A 15,644-nucleotide genomic window follows, 5' to 3' on the forward strand; every position below is an offset into this window, starting at 1 on the left:
GGTGCGGTTATGAGGATTGGGTTTTCTGTGCCGGTGTCGGGCTCGTGGGCGACGCCGGAGAACATGAAGCGGATCGCGCGCCGCGCGGACGAGCTCGGCTACCACGGGGTGTGGACGTTCCAGCGCCTGCTCTACCCCGTCGGCAACCCGATGGGGCCGGTCTACCGGAGCGTGCACGACCCCGTCGTCGCGCTCGCGTACCTGGCGGGCGTCACCGAGCGGGTACGGCTCGGGGTGGCCGTGCTCAACCTGCCCTTCGTCTCCCCGGTCCTGATGGCCAAGCAGCTCACCTCCCTCCAGGAGGTGTCCGGCGGCAGGCTCGACGTGGGCCTGGGGCTCGGCTGGCTGCCCGAGGAGTTCGCGGCGTCGGGCGTGCCGATGGAGCGGCGCGGCAGGCGTGGCGAGGAGTACGTCGGCCTGCTGCGGCGGCTGTGGACCGAGGACGTCGTCGAGCACAAGGGCGAGTTCTACGAGGTGCCGCGCTCGCACCAGGACCCCAAACCGGCCACGCCGCCGCCGGTGATGCTCGGCGGCACGGCCCGGGTGGCGCTGGAGCGGGCCGGGCGGATCGCCGATGGCTGGATCAGCTCCAGCCGCGCCGACCTGGACGCGATCGACCAGCAGATCGCCATCGTGAAGGAGGCGGCCCGGCAGGCGGGCCGCGACCCGGACGCGCTGCGGTTCGTCGTCCGCGGCGTCACCCGCGTCCGCCCGGAGGACGAGGGCCCGCTGACCGGGTCGTACGACAAGATCCGGCGGGACGTCGAGGCGCTCGAGGCCAAGGGCGTGACCGAGGTCTTCCACGACCTCAACTTCGACCCGGAGATCGGCAACCCCGAGGCCGACCCCCGCGACTCCATGCGCCGCGCGGAGGAGGCCCTGGAGGCCCTCGCCCCCCGGTGAGCCTCACGGATGAGCCTCACGGATGAGCCTCACGGACGAGGTGCCGCGACTGCACTGGACGACTACATGGGCGGACGCCCGCTCAGGCGGGCGTCCGCGAAGCGAGGCTCAGGAGCAGTTCCACCTGATGCCCTGGTAGTTCAGCCCGTTGCCCCACTTGTACGTCCGGTAGTGACCAGGGCGGACGATGTAGCAGGGGCTGTCGGGCCCCACGCGCCGGACGGAGAAGGAGACGGTGTAGCCGCAGTTGTTGGTCACCTTCACGGTCTGGGTGACGTAGCCGGACGAGTGGTTGACGCGCGCGCAGCTCGCGGCGCTCACGGACGCCGGGGCGGCGGACGCGGCGCCGGCCTGAGCGGCGGCGGCGACGGTCAGCAGCGCCGTCGCGGACAGGGTCAGGACGCCGTTGCGGATCCCCCGTTGGATCATGGTCCTTCCTTTCGCCGGAAACCCCGGAGAGGCCCCTCCCCTCCGGTCTCCGATGTTTGGATGACCGGCGGGCCGCCGATGTTCGCGGCCTCCGCGATTTTCCTGGAACCCTGGGTGTACGGGGTGCGGTGCTAGATCATCCCGTACGCGCGGGCGATCAGCTCGTAGGAGCGCAGGCGCGCGGCGCCGCCGTGGACCTGCGTGGTGATCATCAGTTCGTCGGCCCCGGTGCGCTTGCGCAGCTCCTCCAGCCCGTCCCGCACGGTCTGAGGGTCGCCGTGGACCACCGTCGACAGCCGTTCGCGGACGAACTCCCGCTCCATCGGGGTGTACGGGTACGCCTCCGCCTCCTCCGGAGTGGGCGTGCGGCCGGGACGCCCATGCCGCAGGCGCAGCCACGACAGCGCGCCCGGCATGGTCTGGCGCAGCGCCTCCTCGTCGGTGTCGGCCGCGACGGCCGCCACCCCGATCAGCGCGTACGGCCGGTCGAGCACCTCCGAGGGCCGGAACGAGGAGCGGTAGAGGTCGAGCGCGGGCTCGGTGTTGGCGGCGCTGAAGTGGTGGGCGAAGGCGAACGGCAGCCCGAGCAGCCCGGCCAGCCTGGCGCTGAACCCGCTGGAGCCGAGCAGCCAGATCGGCGGCCGGCCCGTGGCCGCCGAGTCGGCACCGCCCGGCACGGCCCGGATCTTCTCGTACGGATGGCCGGGCGGGAAGGAGGCGTCGAGGAAGCCGGTCAGCTCGGCCACCTGCTGGGGGAACTCGTCGGGGTCCACGTCGGCCGAGCGGCGCAGGGCGTTCGCCGTGGCCATGTCGGTGCCGGGGGCGCGGCCGAGGCCGAGGTCGATGCGGCCGGGGTGCAGCGCGTGCAGCGTGCCGAACTGCTCGGCGATCACCAGCGGGGCGTGGTTGGGCAGCATCACGCCGCCGGAGCCGATCCGGATCGACCGGGTCGCCGCCGCGAGGTGCGCGATGAGCACGGCCGGAGAGGAGCTGGCCACTCCGGGCATTCCGTGGTGTTCGGCGACCCAGATGCGGTGGTAGCCCCACTCCTCGGCCCGCCGGGCCAGTTCTGTGGCGTCGCGCAGCGCCTCGGTGGGTGTCGAGCCCTCGCCGACGGTCGCGAGCTCCAGGATCGACAGCGGCACCTCGGCCGTCCCATGCGGCACCCCGCGGATGTTGTCCATGCTCATGCTGGGCCCAACCTGAGGTCGCATCCGGATATTTCCGGACGGGGTGAGGGATGTGCTTCGCCGCCCCCTCACCTGCCATGCTTGGACACATGAGCGAGCGAAAGCCCATCGAGTCGTGGCTGTCCGACATGGACGGGGTGCTGGTCCACGAGGGGCAGCCGGTGCCGGGTGCCGACGAGTTCATCAGGCGGCTGAAGGAGTCGGGGAAGCGGTTCCTCGTCCTGACGAACAACTCGATCTACACCCCCCGCGACCTGTCCGTACGGTTGCGCGCGGCCGGGCTGGAGGTGCCGCCCGAGGCGATCTGGACCTCCGCGCTGGCCACCGCCAAGTTCCTCGCCGACCAGCGGCCCGAGGGCTCGGCGTACGTCATCGGCGAGGCGGGGCTGACCACGGCCCTGCACGAGGTCGGCTATGTGCTGACCGACCTCGACCCCGATTACGTGGTGCTGGGCGAGACCCGCACCTACAGCTTCACGGCGATAACGCGGGCGATCCGGCTGATCGACAACGGCGCCCGCTTCATCGCGACCAACCCCGACCCCATCGGCCCCTCGACCGAGGGCTCGCTGCCGGCCTGCGGTGCGGTGGCCGCGATGATCACCAAGGCGACCGGAGTGGAGCCCTACTTCGTCGGCAAGCCGAACCCGATGATGATGCGCAGCGCGCTCAACCAGATCGACGCGCACAGCGAGACCACCGCGATGATCGGCGACCGCATGGACACCGACGTCGTCTGCGGCATCGAGGCCGGCCTGCACACGATCCTGGTGCTCACCGGCGTCACCCAGAAGGACCAGATCGACCGGTATCCGTTCCGGCCCACGCAGGTGGTCAACTCCGTGGCCGACCTCATCGACCTGGTTGGAACCTGACGGAGCCTGACAGGTACGGCTGTCAGGCTGACCGGTATGAACCACCGCGTCTATCTGGAGATCGGCCCCAAGAAGGTCTTCGCCTGCTCGATCGACTGGCCGGGCTGGTGCCGCATCGGCAGGACGGAGGAGGCCGCGCTCGACACGCTCGTGGACTACACCCCGCGCTTCCAGGTGATCGCCGAGCGGGCCGGGCTGGCGTTCGCGCCGGGGGACCCGGCGGTCGTCGAGCGGGTCAAGGGCGACAGCACGACGGACTTCGGCGCGATCTCCGCCATCCCGGACTTCGACCGGGAGCCGGTGGACGCGCCGGAGGCCGCGCGTACGGCCGCCCTCGCCCGCGCGGCCTGGGCGGTGCTCGCCGAGGTGGCCGCGGCGTCCCCGGAGGAGCTGCGCAAGGGCCCCAGGGGTGGTGGCAGGGACAGGGACAAGATGGTCGCCCACGTCGTGGAGGCCGAGCGCTCGTACGCCAGGAAGATCGGCGTTCGGCACAGGCCCTTCAAGGACGAGGCCGGCCTGACCGCCATGCGCGAGGACATCGGGCGCGTGCTCGCGCAGCCGGCGCAGGCCTTTCCTCCCGACGGCACGGGCTGGCCCGTCCGTTACGCCGCCCGCCGCATCATCTGGCACGTCGTCGACCACATCTGGGAGATGGAAGACCGGCGAATCTAAGCGAGCGTTTCGGCGGCTCGCAGCGCGAGGGCGACGACGGCCGCGTCCTCGGGGACGCGCACGTCCCGGCCGGTGAGCTCGCGGAAGCGCGCGAAGCGGTGCTGCACGGTGTTGCGGTGGCAGTACAGGGCCGTGGCCGTGTCGGCGACGGAGCCCGAGCCGGCCAGATGGATCCGCACGGTCTCCAGCAGCCGCTCGCCCTCCGCCTCGCCCAGGGCGGACAGGGGGCCGAGCACCTGGTGCGCGAGCTCGGCCGCCAGCTCCCGGCTGCCGCCCACGAAGACGTCCAGCCAGGCGTCATCCAGCCGCCGCGGTCCCGCACCGTCCCGGGACGCCCCCGCGGCCGCCGAGGCCAGCCGTACGGCACGGGGCACCTGCGACAGGCCCGCGACGACGGGGGAGACACCGCAGCGCACCCCCGCGAGCGCGGCGAGGATCGACCGCGGCGGATCGGCGGTCCGGACCGGCGGCTGCACGATCAGCACGTCGCCGGTCGGCGACTCGTGCCGGTAGCAGTGCATTGTGCTCCCGGCCGTGCTCCCGGCCATGCTCGCGGCCATTCCCGCCGCCGCCGCGCGCAGTGCGGCCCCGTCCCCGGGGTGGGCGACCACGGCGAGGAGCGGCTGCGACGGGTCGAACCCGAGGACCCGTCCGGCGTCGCGCACCACGTCGGGGTTGCGGCCCTGGTTGTCCATGAGCCGGGTGAACCAGGCCCTGCGCTGGTCCTCCCGCTGCCGTCCCATCTCCAGCACCGCCCGCTGGTAGCCCGTCATCAGTCCGGTCACGTGCTGCTCCACCGCCTCCCAGACCAGGTGGGCCCCGGAGATCAGGCCGGGCAGCGCCTCCGGTGTCGCCCGCGCGTTCATGGCCTGCCAGAGCACCCGGGCGTCGAGCCGCGCGGCGGCCAGCAGCGACTTCAGCGGCACGCCCTGGGCGGCCCTGCGCTCGCCGACGCGCTCGGAGAGGCCGGCCATGCCGGGGGCGACCGATCCCGTGGCGATGTGCCGCAGCAGCATGTCCAGCCCGGTCAGCGCGGTGCCCCGCAGTTCGTCCCGGGAGACGGGCGGGTCGGGTGAACCGTACGGATCGATGAGCTCGACCTGGGCCAGCCACCCGTCGACGATGGCGCCGATGTCGTCGAGGCAGCGCAGCGCGAGCTCGGTCACCGAGGCGGGAGGGGGAGTGTTCACCTGCACAATGTAGCCGCCGATTTCCGCGACGGAATGCCGTTGGGTAAGCCCCTGGCCTGCGCCTACGGTTGACTCGCCCGTAAGGACGGGCCATGGAGCGGAGATGAAAGCGAGGGCGGACTGTGCACCTGACGCCTCGCGAGCAGGAGCGGCTCACCCTCTTCACGGTCGCGGAACTGGCGCGGCGGCGCCGTGCCCGGGGCCGGCGGCTCAACGCCCCCGAGGCGATCGCCCTGCTCTGCGACGAGATCCTCGAACACGCCTGGGACGGCGCGTCCCTGGAGGAGGTCGTGGCGGCGGCGCGGTCGCTGCTCACCGCGGACGACGTGATGGAGGGCGTGCCCGACCTGGTGCCGCAGGTGCAGGTCGAGGCGCTGTTCCCCAACGGCACGGCCCTGGTCTGCGTCGACACCCCCTTCGGCGCGGGGAACGGGCGCGGCCCCGGTGCGGTGGAGGCCGCCGACGGCGAGCTGCGCCTCAACGCGGGACGCGACCGGGGGCGGATCGCCGTGCGCAACGAGGGCGAGCAGACGGTCTACGTCTCCTCGCACTTCCCGCTCGACCAGGTCAACCCCGCCCTGTCCTTCGACCGGGCGCAGGCAGAGGGCATGCGCCTGGACATCCCGGCGGGCACGGCGCTCGCCTTCCCCCCGGGAGTGGAGCGGCTCGTGGAGGTGGTGAAGGCGTGACGACCGTCCCAAGGGAGACCTACGCGAAGATCTACGGCCCGACCACGGGCGATCGCGTACGGCTCGGCGACACCTGCCTGTGGATCGAGGTCGAGCGCGACGACACGCCGTACGGCGACGAGTTGCTCGGCGGCTGCGGCAAGACGCTGCGGGACGGGCTGCTGGCCTCCCCGCGCGCCGACCGGGAGTCGGCGCTCGACCTGGTCGTCACCAACGTCGTGCTGCTCGACCCGGTGCTCGGCGTGCGCAAGACGGCCATCGGCGTCAAGGACGGGCGGGTCGTCAGCGTCGGGGTCGGGGACTTCGCGATCGACTCCCACACGGCGATCGTCACCGGCGAGGGCCTCATCGCCACGCCGGGCGCCGTCGACTCGCACGTGCACCTGTCCTCACCCGAGATCGCGCCTGCGGCGCTCGCCTCCGGTGTGACGACCGTCGTGGGCATGGGCCTCGGCGGCGTCTGGGACGTGGGCTGCAACCCCGCGCACAACCTGCACACGCTGATGAGCGCGTGGCGGGGCACCCCGATGAACGTCGCCTTCCTCGCCCGCGGCTCCTCCAGCTCGCCCAGGCTGCTGGAGGAGGCCGTGCTCGCCGGCGCCGGGGGTTTCAAGATCCACGAGGACTTCGGCGCGACGCCCCGGATCGTGGACACCTGCCTCGGGGTCGCCGAGCAGGCGGACCTGCCGGTCGCGCTGCACACCGACTCGATGAACGAGTCGGGCTACCTGGCCGACACGATCGCCGCCACCCGGGGCCGCACGGTCCACGCCTACCACGTGGAGGGCGGCGGCGGCCATCCCGACCTGCTCCAGATCCTCTCCGAGCCGAACATCCTGCCGTCGTCCACGACGCCGACCATCCCCTACACCACCAACACGGTCGGCGAGCTGTTCCCGATGACGATGACCGTCCACCGGCAGAACCACCACATCGACAGCGATGTCGAGGTGACACGCAGCCGGATCAGGGCGCACGCCATCGCGGCCGAGAACGCGCTGCACGACCTCGGCGCCATCAGCATCGTCAACTCCGACTCGATGGGCATGGGACGGGTCGCCGAGACGATCCGCAGGACCTGGCAGCTCGCCCACCTGCAGGCGCTGCGCGCGGGGGCCGGGCAACCGGAAACTGTGCAGCCCGACAACCTGCGGGTGCTGCGTTATCTGGCCAAACTCACGCTGAACCCCGCCATCGCCCACGGGATCGCGCACGAGGTCGGCACACTCCAGCCGGGGCGCCTGGCCGACATCGTGCTGTGGAACCCGGCCTGGTTCGGCACCAAGCCCGAACTCGTGATCAAAGCCGGCTTCGTCGCCTGGGGCGTGTCCGGCAGCGGCTCGGGCTCGACCCGGCTGACCCAGCCCCGGGTCTACCGCCCGTACTTCGGCGGGCTCGGCGACGCGCCGGCCCGCCTGTCGCGGATCTTCGTCGCCCACGAGGCGCTGGACTCCGCGGACGCCCGTGAGGCGCTGCCCGCGGGCCTGCGTTACGCGGCCATCCGCCGCGCGCGCGGCCTGACCAGGGCCGACATGTGCCGCAACACGGCGACCCCGCGGGTCGAGCTGTCCCGGGAGCCCGGCCCCGTCCTGGTGGACGGGGCCGAGGTCCACGTGGACCCGGCCACCGAGGTGCCCCTGTCCCGACTGCATCACTTCGCCTAGTCCCCCTGGTGATACGCAATTGAGTACGAGCAAGGCCCGCGGCGCGGGCATCGCCTCCTTCGTCGGCACGTCCATCGAGTGGTACGACTTCTACATCTACGGCACGGCCTCGGCGCTGGTGTTCGGCAAGCTGTTCTTCCCGGAGGCCAGCCCCACGGCGGGCGTCATGGCGTCCTTCGCCACGTTCTGGGTCGGGTTCCTGGCCCGCCCGCTCGGCGGTGTGGTCTTCGGCCACCTCGGTGACCGCATCGGCCGCAAGGGCACGCTGATCACCACGCTGCTCCTCATGGGCGGCGCGACGACCCTGGTGGGCGTGCTGCCCACGTACGGGTCCGTCGGCATGGCGGCGCCCGCGCTGCTGGCCGCGCTGCGCCTGGTGCAGGGCATCGCGGTGGGCGGCGAGTGGGGCGGCGCCGTGCTGATCGCCGCCGAGCACGCCGGGCCCAAGCGCATCCTCTACGCGGCGTTCGCCCAGCAGGGCTCGCCCGCGGGCTCGATCCTCGCCACCGGCATGTTCGCGCTGGTCAGCCTGCTGCCCGACGACGCGTTCCTGTCGTACGGCTGGCGCATCCCGTTCCTCGCCTCCGCGATCCTGCTCGTGATCGGGCTCGTCATCCGGCTGCGGGTGGAGGAGTCGCCGGAGTTCGTCCGGTTGCGCGAGCAGCGGGAGGTCGCCAAACTCCCCGTCGCCGAGGTCTTCCGCACGGCGTGGCCGCTGGTGCTGCTCGGCATCGGGGCGAGCGGCGTCGGCATCGCGTCGGCGTACTTCACCAACACCTTCATCCTGTCGTGGGCCACCACCGACCTCGGCATCACGAAGGGCACGATGCTGAACGTGCTGCTCGTCGTGTCGGTCGTGCAGTTCGTCACGCAGCCCGTGGGAGCCGTGCTCGGCCAGCGCTGGGGAGCCGCGAAGTTCATGCTGGCGGCGTTCACGGTGCTGATCGTCATGACGCCGGTGACGTTCCTGCTGGTCGGCACCGGTTCCGCGCCGCTGGCCACGCTGGGCCTCGCCCTGAGCGTCGTGTTCGGAGGCTCGTCGTACGCGGCGCTGGCGGGCTTCCTCGCCGAGGCGTTCCCGGCCAGGGTGCGCTATACGGGCATCTCGCTGTCCTACCAGCTGTGCGGCGCGCTGATCGGCGGCACCACCCCGCTCATCGCGCAGGCGCTCCTGACCTGGTCGGGATCGATCTGGCTCGTGGTGGTGCAGTACATCGTGATCATCCTGCTGACGATGGCGTGCGTCGCCGGCCTGCGGTACCGCTCCGCCGTCGTCGCGGCGAAGGCCGGGCCCGTCACCTCGGCCGCCTGAGGCAATCTCGAAGGGAAGCACCATGCGTCTGGACGTCCTGTTCGTCAACGGCCGGTTCACCACCCTGGACCCCGATCGGCCCGCCGCGACCCGGCTCGGCGTGTTCGGCGGCCGGATCGCCGGGCTGGACGAGGACCTGGACGGGCTCACCGCCGACGTCGTCGTCGACCTCGGCGGGGCGCCGGTGGTGCCGGGGTTCAACGACGCCCACCATCACCTGAGCATGCGGGGCCAGCGGCTGAGTGAGCTCGACCTGCGCGACGGCCGGGTGCGGACGCTCGACGAGCTGTACGCGAAGGTCGCCGAGCGCGCCGCGGGTCTGCCGCGGGACGCGTGGGTCAAGGGAGCGGGCTACGACCAGAACAAGCTGGGCGGGCTGCACCCGAGCCGCGAGGCGCTCGACCGGGCGGCCGGCGGCCGGCCCGTCTGGCTCCAGCACGTCTCCGGCCACATGGGCGTCGCGAACACGGCGGCGTTCGCCCGCATGGGCTTCGAACGCGTCGAGGACGTGCCCGACGTCCCCGGCGGCACGGTCGGGCGGGACGCCGGTGGGCGGCCCGACGGCCTGCTGGCGGAGCAGGCCCAGGGCCTGGCGGACGCCGTGCTGCGCCCGGTGCCGTTCGAGGACTTCGTCGAGGGCATCGCGCTGGCCGGCCGGGTGGCGGCCGGCGAGGGCCTGACCAGCTTCACCGAGCCGGGCGTCGGGCGCGGGCTGGCCGGCAACGGCCCCTGGGACCTCGCGGCCTTCCAGGAGGCGGTCCGGCGGGGGGTGCTGCCGCAGCGGGCCACGCTGATGCCCGGCTCGCCCAACCTGCACGACATCGGCGACGGCTGGTTCGGGCTCGACCTCGGGTTCCGCACTGGCATCGGCGACGAGCGGCTGCGGATCGGGCCGGTGAAGCTGTTCTCCGACGGCTCGCTCATCGGCCGCACCGCCGCCATGTGCTGCGACTACGAGGGGGAGCCGGGCAACCGGGGACTGCTGCAGGAGGACGCGGAGGCGCTGCGCGCCTTCATCCTGCGGGCGCACGCCGCGGGCTGGCAGATCGCCACCCACGCCATCGGCGACCACGCGATCGACGTGGTCCTCGACGCCTACGAGGAGGCGCAGGCGCGCGATCCCCGGCCCGGCGCCCGCCACCGGATCGAGCACTGCGCGGTGACCAGCGACACCCAGGTGGCGAGGATCGCCAGGCTCGGCGTCATCCCGGTGCCCCAGGGCCGGTTCGTCTCCGAGCTCGGCGACGGCATGCTCGCCGCCCTCGGCCCCGAGCGCTCGCTCGGCTGCTACCGGCAGAGGTCGTTCCTGGAGGCCGGGATCGTGGTCCCGGGCAGCTCCGACTGCCCGGTGGCCGACGGCGCCCCGCTGCTCGGCATCCACGACCTGGTCAACCGCCGTACGGCGAGCGGCGTGCCGTTCACCCCGGGCGAGGCCCTCACCGTGGAGCAGGCGCTGCGCGCCTACACGGTCGGCTCGGCGTACGCGGCCGGGGAGGAGCGGGACAAGGGCACGCTGTCGCGTGGCAAGCTGGCCGACTTCGTCGTCCTGGGCGACGACCTGTTCGCGGTCGCCCCCGAACGCATCAAGGACGTCGCGGTGCTCGCCACGGTCGTCGGCGGCGCCTTCGTCTTCGACGGGGCCGGCCTCTCCGCTTAACCGCTCAGATCGCGGCGCGTCCGCCGTCGACGCTCAGGATCGCGCCGTGGATGTTCGAGGCGTCGTCGCCGGCGAGGAACACGACCGCCCGGGCGACCTCGTCCGGCGTGCTCGCCCGCCGGGACGGCAGCCGGGAGATCAGCGGTGCCAGGTGCTCCTCCATCGCGGCGACCTTCTCGGTGAATGTGGGGCCCGGCGCGACGGTGTTGACCCGCACGCCGCTGGGTCCGTACTCGTCGGCCCACGACTTGGTCAGCGAGTGGATCGCGGCCTTCGTCATGCTGTAGAGGGCCGACCCGCCCGTCCCGGACAGGCCGCTGATCGAGCCCATGTTGACGATCGCGCCGCGGCCGCGGGCGGCCATGGCCGGGGCGACGATGCCGGTGAGCAGGAATGCGGCCCTGACGTTGACCGCCAGCGCCCCATCGATGAGGTCCTCGGCCACCTCGGCGGTCGGGGCCGGCGTGATCAGCATGGCGGCGTTGTTGACCAGGATGTCGAGCGGCCCGCCGGCCAGGTCGTGGGCGGCGGCGGCCAGGTCGCGTACGCCCTGAGCGTGCGCGAGGTCGGCGCGGACGAAGGCGGCCCGGCCTCCGGCCTCGGCGATGGCGGCGACCACCTTCTCTCCCCGGGCCGAGTCGCGGCCGTTGACCACGACCAGGGCCCCCTCCGCGGCGAGCGCGCGGGCGACGGCGGCGCCGATGCCGTCGGTGGCGCCGGTGACGAGGGCGGTGCGGTTCCGCAGGCGTTCCGTCATGGTGATTCTCCTTGTGAGACGCGGTGCGGCGTTCATGCTGCCTGCGGCAAAATGGACCGGCAAGTCCAGAAAAGTCAGTCCCAAGGAGGACACGGTGCGGGCGCTGACCACGAAGGGGGCCGCCACGCGGCAGCGGATCGTCGAGGGCGCGGCCGAGACGATCCGCGAGCGCGGGGTGATGGACACCACCCTCGACGACGTGCGCGCCCGTACGCGCACCAGCAAGAGCCAGCTGTTCCACTACTTCCCGGGCGGCAAGGAGGAGTTGCTGCTGGCCGTGGCCCGCTTCGAGGCCGGCCGGGTGCTCGCGGACCAGCAGCCCTACCTCGGCGAGCTCACCTCGTGGGCGGCCTGGCGGGCCTGGCGCGACCGCGTGGTGGAGCGCTACCGCGAGCAGGGGCGGCAGTGCCCGCTCAACGTGGTGATGTCGCAGGTGGGCCACAGCACACCGGGCGCCCAGGCGGTGGTGACCGAGCTGATGCTCCGGTGGGAGGCGGAGATCGCCGCCGGTGTGCGGCACATGCAGGCCGCGGGCGAGATCGACCCGGGCCTCGATCCCGGGCAGGCGGCGGCCGCGCTGCTCGCGGGGATCCAGGGCGGCGTGCTGCTCCACCTGTCCACCGGCCGGCTCACCCACCTGGAGGCGGCGCTGGACATGGGCATCCGGCACCTGCGCGACAGCGTGCCGCGGCTCAGTCCTCCGTACGGCGCAGGCGCTTGAGGTCGGAGCGCTGTTTCTTGGTCGCCAGGCGGCGCTCGACCGCGCCCTTTGACGGCTTGGTGGGACGGCGCCGCTTGGGCGGCGGCGCGATCGCGTCGCGGAGGAGGGCGGCGAGCCGTTCCCGCGCCGCTTCCCGGTTGCGCAGCTGCGAACGGTACTCCGAGGCCGCCAACGTGATCACGCCGTCGACCAGGCGGGCGGCGAGCCGTTCGAGCGCGCGGGCCTTGAGCGCCGGGCCGAGGGCGGTCGTACGCGCGAGGTCGAAGCTCAGCTCGACCCGGCTGTCGGTGGTGTTGACGCCCTGGCCGCCCGGGCCGGACGAGCGGGAGAAGCGCCAGGCGAGCTCCGCCTCGGGCACGACGATCGAGCCGCGCACGTGCAACGGGCCTGACATCGGTTCTCTCCCTTGGTTTACGGACCGGACGACCAACTTATCCGGGTGAATATCACCGCCGCTCTCCATTTATCACCGTAAACGCGGCTTGCGGTTGTCGCGGTCCATGGCGTCGTGCACAGTGACCCCCGAAACCCGGAGACCCCCGAAACCCCGGAACCCCCGGAATCCGGAGACCCCCGGCATTGGAACGACAGGGATGGGCGGGAGCATGACCTCGATCGTGGGCGTCCACGGCATCGGCAAGTACCACTACTACGAGGAGGCCGGCGGGTCGGCGGGCGGCGCCGCCGAGGCCATGCGGGCCAAGTGGAACGCCTATCTGCGCCAGGGTCTCACCGGCCGGGCGAACGGCGCCGGCGAGTACTTCGCCGAGATCGCCTACTACGCCCACCACCTGCACAGCGGGCCGCCGAATCCGACGCGGCAGATGGAGGCGCCGGCCAAGCTGGTCCTCGCCGACTGGGCGGTCCAGCTCGGCGGTCCGTTCCGCGACCTGGCGGGGGAGTCGCTCACCGGTCTCGCGCACCGGCTGGCCGAGTGGCTGCTGACGAGGATGGGCCCGCAGGCGGTGCGTTTCGCCCAGGACTTCTGCCCGGAGGTGGCCGCCTACCTGGGCGGCGGCGACCCGCGCGTGCGCGCCCGCGACGCGGTGGCCGACGTCGTCCGCAGGCGCCGTCCCCGGGTGGTCGTCGCCCACTCCCTCGGCAGCGTCGTGACGTACGAGGCGCTGTGGGCGCATCCCGACCTGTCGGTCGAGTTGCTGGTGACGCTGGGCAGCCCACTCGGCATGCGCGACGTCGTCTTCGAGCGGCTCGCGCCGGTCCCGGTCCGGGGCCGCGGGGCGCGTCCGCCGGGGGTGCGCCGCTGGATCAACATCGCCGACAAGGACGACATCGCCGCGATCCCGGCCATGCTGGCGTCGTGCTTCGACGGCGTCGAGCGGGACGTCTCCTGCGACATCGACTGGCTCGACTTCCACACCGTGCGCAACTACCTGCGCTGCGGGAGCGCCAACGAGTACCTCAAGCCCTACGTGGCCTGAGTCCGAACAGCGGTTATGATCGTACGACCATGAAGACTGTGCTTTTCGACTACGGCAACGTCGTGTCGCTTCCCCAGGCCCCCGAGGACGTCGCGCGCATGGCGGGAGGTGATCCGGGGTTCGAGGACCGCTACTGGGAGGTGCGGCTCGACTTCGACCGGGGCTCGCTCGACCCGGCCGCGTACTGGTCCCACGTGTACGGCAGGCCGATGGGCGGCGCCGAGCTGGACGCGGTCGTCGCCCTCGACGTGGCGAGCTGGTCGCGGCCCAACGAGGAGACCGTGGCGATCATCGATGAGCTGGCCGGTGTCGGGGTGCCCATGGCGCTGCTGTCCAACATGCCGGTCTGCGTCGCCGAGGGCATCGACACGCTGCCGTTCATGCGGCCGATCGGCCCGCGGTTCTACAGCGGCCGGATGGGTCTGGTGAAGCCGGAGCCGGAGATCTTCCACGAGACCGTGGCCTGGCTCGGAGCGGCCCCCGGCGACCTCGTCTTCGTGGACGACCGGCTGGAGAACGTCGCGGCGGCCGAGCGGGCGGGGCTCGCCGCCGTCCACTTCCGCGACGGCGCCGCCCTGCGCGAGGACCTGAAGACGCTGCTGGGCTGAGCTGTTCGTCGGCGGTTCACGGCGGAGCCCACCGCGGACCGGATCGTGCTGTGGACCCGGCTGCGAGCGGCGGGGGAGGCCACCCCCGGGAGCACGCGGTGGCCGGTGGAGTGGTCACCGCATGGTCATCGATGGGGTGCTGTACCGGGCCCGGACCGGTCCGCCATGGCGGGATCCAGGTCGAGCCGCTCACGGTCCGCGTCCTCGCCCGGGTGGATGGCCGCGGCCACATCGGACAGGGCGGCGATCGCTTCCTCGGCGGATCCGCCAAGGCGGGTCACCTCGGCGAGGTAGGCGCGGGCGTGGCTCCTGATGAGCTCCGCTCGCGCCGTCCGAGGTTCGGATTGCGGCAGAACTCGGGTGCCGCCCCCGCGTTTTCCGGTCACATATCCGGCTTGCTCCAGCTCCTTGTACGCCCGCGCCACGGTGCCCGCCGCCAGGCCGAGGTCGGCGGCGAGCTGGCGAACCGGAGGGAGCCGGGTGCCGACGGCCAGCACCCCGCACCTGATCAGCTCTGCGAACTGTGCCCGGATCTGCTCGTACGGCGGAGAGGGGCTGGTGACATCGACCTCGATCATGATGCTCTGATTATTGGCCGGGAGAGCAACTCGGCCAGGTACCAGATGGCCGAGCCCGCGGCGAAGACCGCGATCCCCAGGAGGCCGAACGCCGCGGGCGTGGTCCAGCCGGCGAAATCGCTCTGTCTGAAGAGGACTCCCGCGGCGACGACCGCGACACCGGCAAGCGGCAGGGCCACGCAGAGGCCGTAGGCCGCGGTGACCACGCGGGCGCTATGGGCGCGCTGCACGTCGTCCACGGCTCTCGCCGCCGCGTCGAGACCCGGGCGTCCACGCTGCACGACGCGATGCACCACCAACGCGGAGAGCAGGAACGCGGTCGCGAGCACGGCCAGCATGGGCCACGCGTAGAACCAGCCGGGCCACGGACCGGTCACGCTCCGCACCGTGCCGTCGGGGCTGGTCATGGCCAGCTCCCGTCCCGCACGCCCCAGGTCGTCGGCGCTCGCCGTGACGGACGTGACGGACAGCAGCAGGACGGTCACCAGCGTGAGGGCGCCGGCCAGCCGCGCGGAGAATCCGGGCAGGTAGTCACGCGCCCTTCTGATCTCCAGTGACGCACCCCGGATCGGCCCGTGAGGGCGTGGCGCGGCGAGCTCTCCCGCCAACGTGCCGAGCAGTAGGCCGATGCCCAGGACGGGGGCGGCCAGCATCGGCCCCCGGCCGAGGCCGTTCCAGCTCGACACGAACCAGGAGGCCGCGAGGCCGGCCGCCAGCCCGGCAAGCCGCGCCCAGAGGAGTCGTGTCGTGGTTACGCGCAGCACAGACAGATCGCCGCCGGCCGGCACTGAGACCACGCGGCTCAGCGATATCAGCACGGCGAGGAGTGCGGCGACCAGCATCAGCAGCACCGCGAGGGTAAGGGGGATCACCGGGCCCACGCCAACTCCTTTGTATCAACCGGATGATACAAATCATCCCCGGCCCGGCCGCTTGTCGCAACTCCTTGATACAAATCCC

General features: G+C 72.4%; 17 protein-coding genes. 10 read left to right on the plus strand and 7 right to left on the minus strand.

Features of this window, described 5'->3' with window-relative positions; genetic code table 11:
- Positions 1-9: 9 nt before the first annotated feature.
- A complete protein-coding gene (locus tag ACQEVJ_RS17610) occupies positions 10-903 on the plus strand; it encodes a TIGR03619 family F420-dependent LLM class oxidoreductase (protein WP_433102222.1) in 894 nt (297 codons plus the stop codon).
- 108 nt (positions 904-1,011) lie between these two features.
- Here ACQEVJ_RS17610 and ACQEVJ_RS17615 read toward each other — a convergent pair whose 3' ends face one another.
- Both ACQEVJ_RS17615 and ACQEVJ_RS17620 read right to left on the minus strand, forming a co-directional pair.
- Entirely contained in the window at positions 1,012-1,332 is a 321-nt protein-coding gene (locus tag ACQEVJ_RS17615) for a hypothetical protein (RefSeq protein ID WP_433102224.1), read from the minus strand.
- Positions 1,333-1,463: 131 nt separating this feature from the next.
- Positions 1,464-2,522, minus strand: a complete 1,059-nt coding sequence (locus ACQEVJ_RS17620; RefSeq protein WP_433102226.1) for an LLM class flavin-dependent oxidoreductase — start codon at positions 2,520-2,522, stop codon at positions 1,464-1,466.
- A gap of 89 nt (positions 2,523-2,611) precedes the next feature.
- Between ACQEVJ_RS17620 and ACQEVJ_RS17625 the strand changes: the two genes are divergently transcribed.
- Together ACQEVJ_RS17625 and ACQEVJ_RS17630 are read left to right on the plus strand one after the other, a co-directional pair.
- Positions 2,612-3,397 carry an HAD-IIA family hydrolase gene (locus tag ACQEVJ_RS17625; protein ID WP_433102228.1) on the plus strand — a complete coding sequence of 262 codons (786 nt, stop codon included), beginning with the start codon at positions 2,612-2,614 and terminating at the stop codon, positions 3,395-3,397.
- 36 nt (positions 3,398-3,433) lie between these two features.
- Positions 3,434-4,069, plus strand: coding sequence for a hypothetical protein (locus ACQEVJ_RS17630; protein ID WP_433102230.1), 636 nt, complete (start codon positions 3,434-3,436; stop codon positions 4,067-4,069).
- On the opposite strand, the gene ACQEVJ_RS17635 is transcribed toward ACQEVJ_RS17630, so the two are convergent.
- Positions 4,066-5,259, minus strand: a complete 1,194-nt coding sequence (locus ACQEVJ_RS17635) for a PucR family transcriptional regulator (RefSeq protein WP_433102232.1) — start codon at positions 5,257-5,259, stop codon at positions 4,066-4,068. The genes ACQEVJ_RS17630 and ACQEVJ_RS17635 overlap by 4 nt on opposite strands.
- 122 nt (positions 5,260-5,381) lie before the next feature.
- On the opposite strand from ACQEVJ_RS17635, the gene ACQEVJ_RS17640 reads away from it, so the two are divergent.
- The 4 genes from ACQEVJ_RS17640 to ACQEVJ_RS17655 are packed head-to-tail and all read left to right on the plus strand — an operon-like array spanning position 5,382 to position 10,581.
- Positions 5,382-5,948, plus strand: coding sequence for an urease subunit gamma (locus tag ACQEVJ_RS17640; RefSeq protein ID WP_433102234.1), 567 nt, complete (start codon positions 5,382-5,384; stop codon positions 5,946-5,948).
- Positions 5,945-7,612 carry an urease subunit alpha gene (locus ACQEVJ_RS17645; RefSeq protein WP_433102236.1) on the plus strand — a complete coding sequence of 556 codons (1,668 nt, stop codon included), beginning with the start codon at positions 5,945-5,947 and terminating at the stop codon, positions 7,610-7,612. Before ACQEVJ_RS17640 ends, ACQEVJ_RS17645 begins: the two co-directional genes overlap by 4 nt.
- A gap of 19 nt (positions 7,613-7,631) precedes the next feature.
- Entirely contained in the window at positions 7,632-8,924 is a 1,293-nt protein-coding gene (locus tag ACQEVJ_RS17650; protein WP_433102238.1) for an MFS transporter, read from the plus strand.
- A gap of 22 nt (positions 8,925-8,946) precedes the next feature.
- Positions 8,947-10,581, plus strand: a complete 1,635-nt coding sequence (locus tag ACQEVJ_RS17655; protein WP_433102240.1) for an amidohydrolase — start codon at positions 8,947-8,949, stop codon at positions 10,579-10,581.
- 4 nt (positions 10,582-10,585) lie between these two features.
- On the opposite strand, the gene ACQEVJ_RS17660 is transcribed toward ACQEVJ_RS17655, so the two are convergent.
- The gene (locus tag ACQEVJ_RS17660) at positions 10,586-11,338 is read right to left on the minus strand and encodes an SDR family NAD(P)-dependent oxidoreductase (protein WP_433102242.1); all 753 of its coding nucleotides are present in this window, start codon (positions 11,336-11,338) and stop codon (positions 10,586-10,588) included.
- Between the two features lie 94 nt (positions 11,339-11,432).
- On the opposite strand from ACQEVJ_RS17660, the gene ACQEVJ_RS17665 reads away from it, so the two are divergent.
- Complete coding sequence (locus ACQEVJ_RS17665) at positions 11,433-12,059, plus strand: TetR/AcrR family transcriptional regulator (protein ID WP_433102244.1); 627 nt, start codon at positions 11,433-11,435, stop codon at positions 12,057-12,059.
- Here ACQEVJ_RS17665 and arfB read toward each other — a convergent pair.
- The gene (gene arfB / locus ACQEVJ_RS17670) at positions 12,031-12,453 is read right to left on the minus strand and encodes an alternative ribosome rescue aminoacyl-tRNA hydrolase ArfB (protein ID WP_433102246.1); all 423 of its coding nucleotides are present in this window, start codon (positions 12,451-12,453) and stop codon (positions 12,031-12,033) included. The two genes, ACQEVJ_RS17665 and arfB, sit on opposite strands and share 29 nt — an antisense overlap.
- A gap of 211 nt (positions 12,454-12,664) precedes the next feature.
- Between arfB and ACQEVJ_RS17675 the strand changes: the two genes are divergently transcribed.
- Both ACQEVJ_RS17675 and ACQEVJ_RS17680 read left to right on the plus strand, forming a co-directional pair.
- On the plus strand, positions 12,665-13,498 hold the full coding sequence (locus ACQEVJ_RS17675) for a hypothetical protein (protein ID WP_433102248.1): 834 nt from the start codon (positions 12,665-12,667) through the stop codon (positions 13,496-13,498).
- Between the two features lie 29 nt (positions 13,499-13,527).
- Entirely contained in the window at positions 13,528-14,106 is a 579-nt protein-coding gene (locus tag ACQEVJ_RS17680; protein WP_433102250.1) for an HAD-IA family hydrolase, read from the plus strand.
- A gap of 125 nt (positions 14,107-14,231) precedes the next feature.
- On the opposite strand, the gene ACQEVJ_RS17685 is transcribed toward ACQEVJ_RS17680, so the two are convergent.
- Both ACQEVJ_RS17685 and ACQEVJ_RS17690 read right to left on the minus strand, forming a co-directional pair.
- Positions 14,232-14,684, minus strand: a complete 453-nt coding sequence (locus ACQEVJ_RS17685; RefSeq protein ID WP_433102252.1) for a GntR family transcriptional regulator — start codon at positions 14,682-14,684, stop codon at positions 14,232-14,234.
- The gene (locus tag ACQEVJ_RS17690; RefSeq protein ID WP_433102254.1) at positions 14,681-15,565 is read right to left on the minus strand and encodes a hypothetical protein; all 885 of its coding nucleotides are present in this window, start codon (positions 15,563-15,565) and stop codon (positions 14,681-14,683) included. The genes ACQEVJ_RS17685 and ACQEVJ_RS17690 overlap by 4 nt, the downstream gene beginning before the upstream one ends.
- Positions 15,566-15,644 lie beyond the last annotated feature (79 nt).

The organism is Microbispora sp. CA-102843 (assembly GCF_050936215.1).
Classification (GTDB): domain Bacteria; phylum Actinomycetota; class Actinomycetes; order Streptosporangiales; family Streptosporangiaceae; genus Microbispora.

What these genes read in the sequence shown, in the direction of transcription:
- ACQEVJ_RS17630 (WP_433102230.1), top strand. Translation starts at nt 3,434, where the DNA reads ATGAACCACCGCGTCTATCTGGAGATCGGCCCCAAGAAGGTCTTCGCC.
- ACQEVJ_RS17610 (WP_433102222.1), top strand. Translation starts at nt 10, where the DNA reads ATGAGGATTGGGTTTTCTGTGCCGGTGTCGGGCTCGTGGGCGACGCCG.
- ACQEVJ_RS17625 (WP_433102228.1), top strand. Translation starts at nt 2,612, where the DNA reads ATGAGCGAGCGAAAGCCCATCGAGTCGTGGCTGTCCGACATGGACGGG.
- ACQEVJ_RS17655 (WP_433102240.1), top strand. Translation starts at nt 8,947, where the DNA reads ATGCGTCTGGACGTCCTGTTCGTCAACGGCCGGTTCACCACCCTGGAC.
- ACQEVJ_RS17675 (WP_433102248.1), top strand. Translation starts at nt 12,665, where the DNA reads ATGACCTCGATCGTGGGCGTCCACGGCATCGGCAAGTACCACTACTAC.
- ACQEVJ_RS17620 (WP_433102226.1), bottom strand. Translation starts at nt 2,522, where the DNA reads ATGAGCATGGACAACATCCGCGGGGTGCCGCATGGGACGGCCGAGGTG.
- ACQEVJ_RS17660 (WP_433102242.1), bottom strand. Translation starts at nt 11,338, where the DNA reads ATGACGGAACGCCTGCGGAACCGCACCGCCCTCGTCACCGGCGCCACC.
- ACQEVJ_RS17615 (WP_433102224.1), bottom strand. Translation starts at nt 1,332, where the DNA reads ATGATCCAACGGGGGATCCGCAACGGCGTCCTGACCCTGTCCGCGACG.
- arfB (WP_433102246.1), bottom strand. Translation starts at nt 12,453, where the DNA reads ATGTCAGGCCCGTTGCACGTGCGCGGCTCGATCGTCGTGCCCGAGGCG.
- ACQEVJ_RS17680 (WP_433102250.1), top strand. Translation starts at nt 13,528, where the DNA reads ATGAAGACTGTGCTTTTCGACTACGGCAACGTCGTGTCGCTTCCCCAG.
- ACQEVJ_RS17685 (WP_433102252.1), bottom strand. Translation starts at nt 14,684, where the DNA reads ATGATCGAGGTCGATGTCACCAGCCCCTCTCCGCCGTACGAGCAGATC.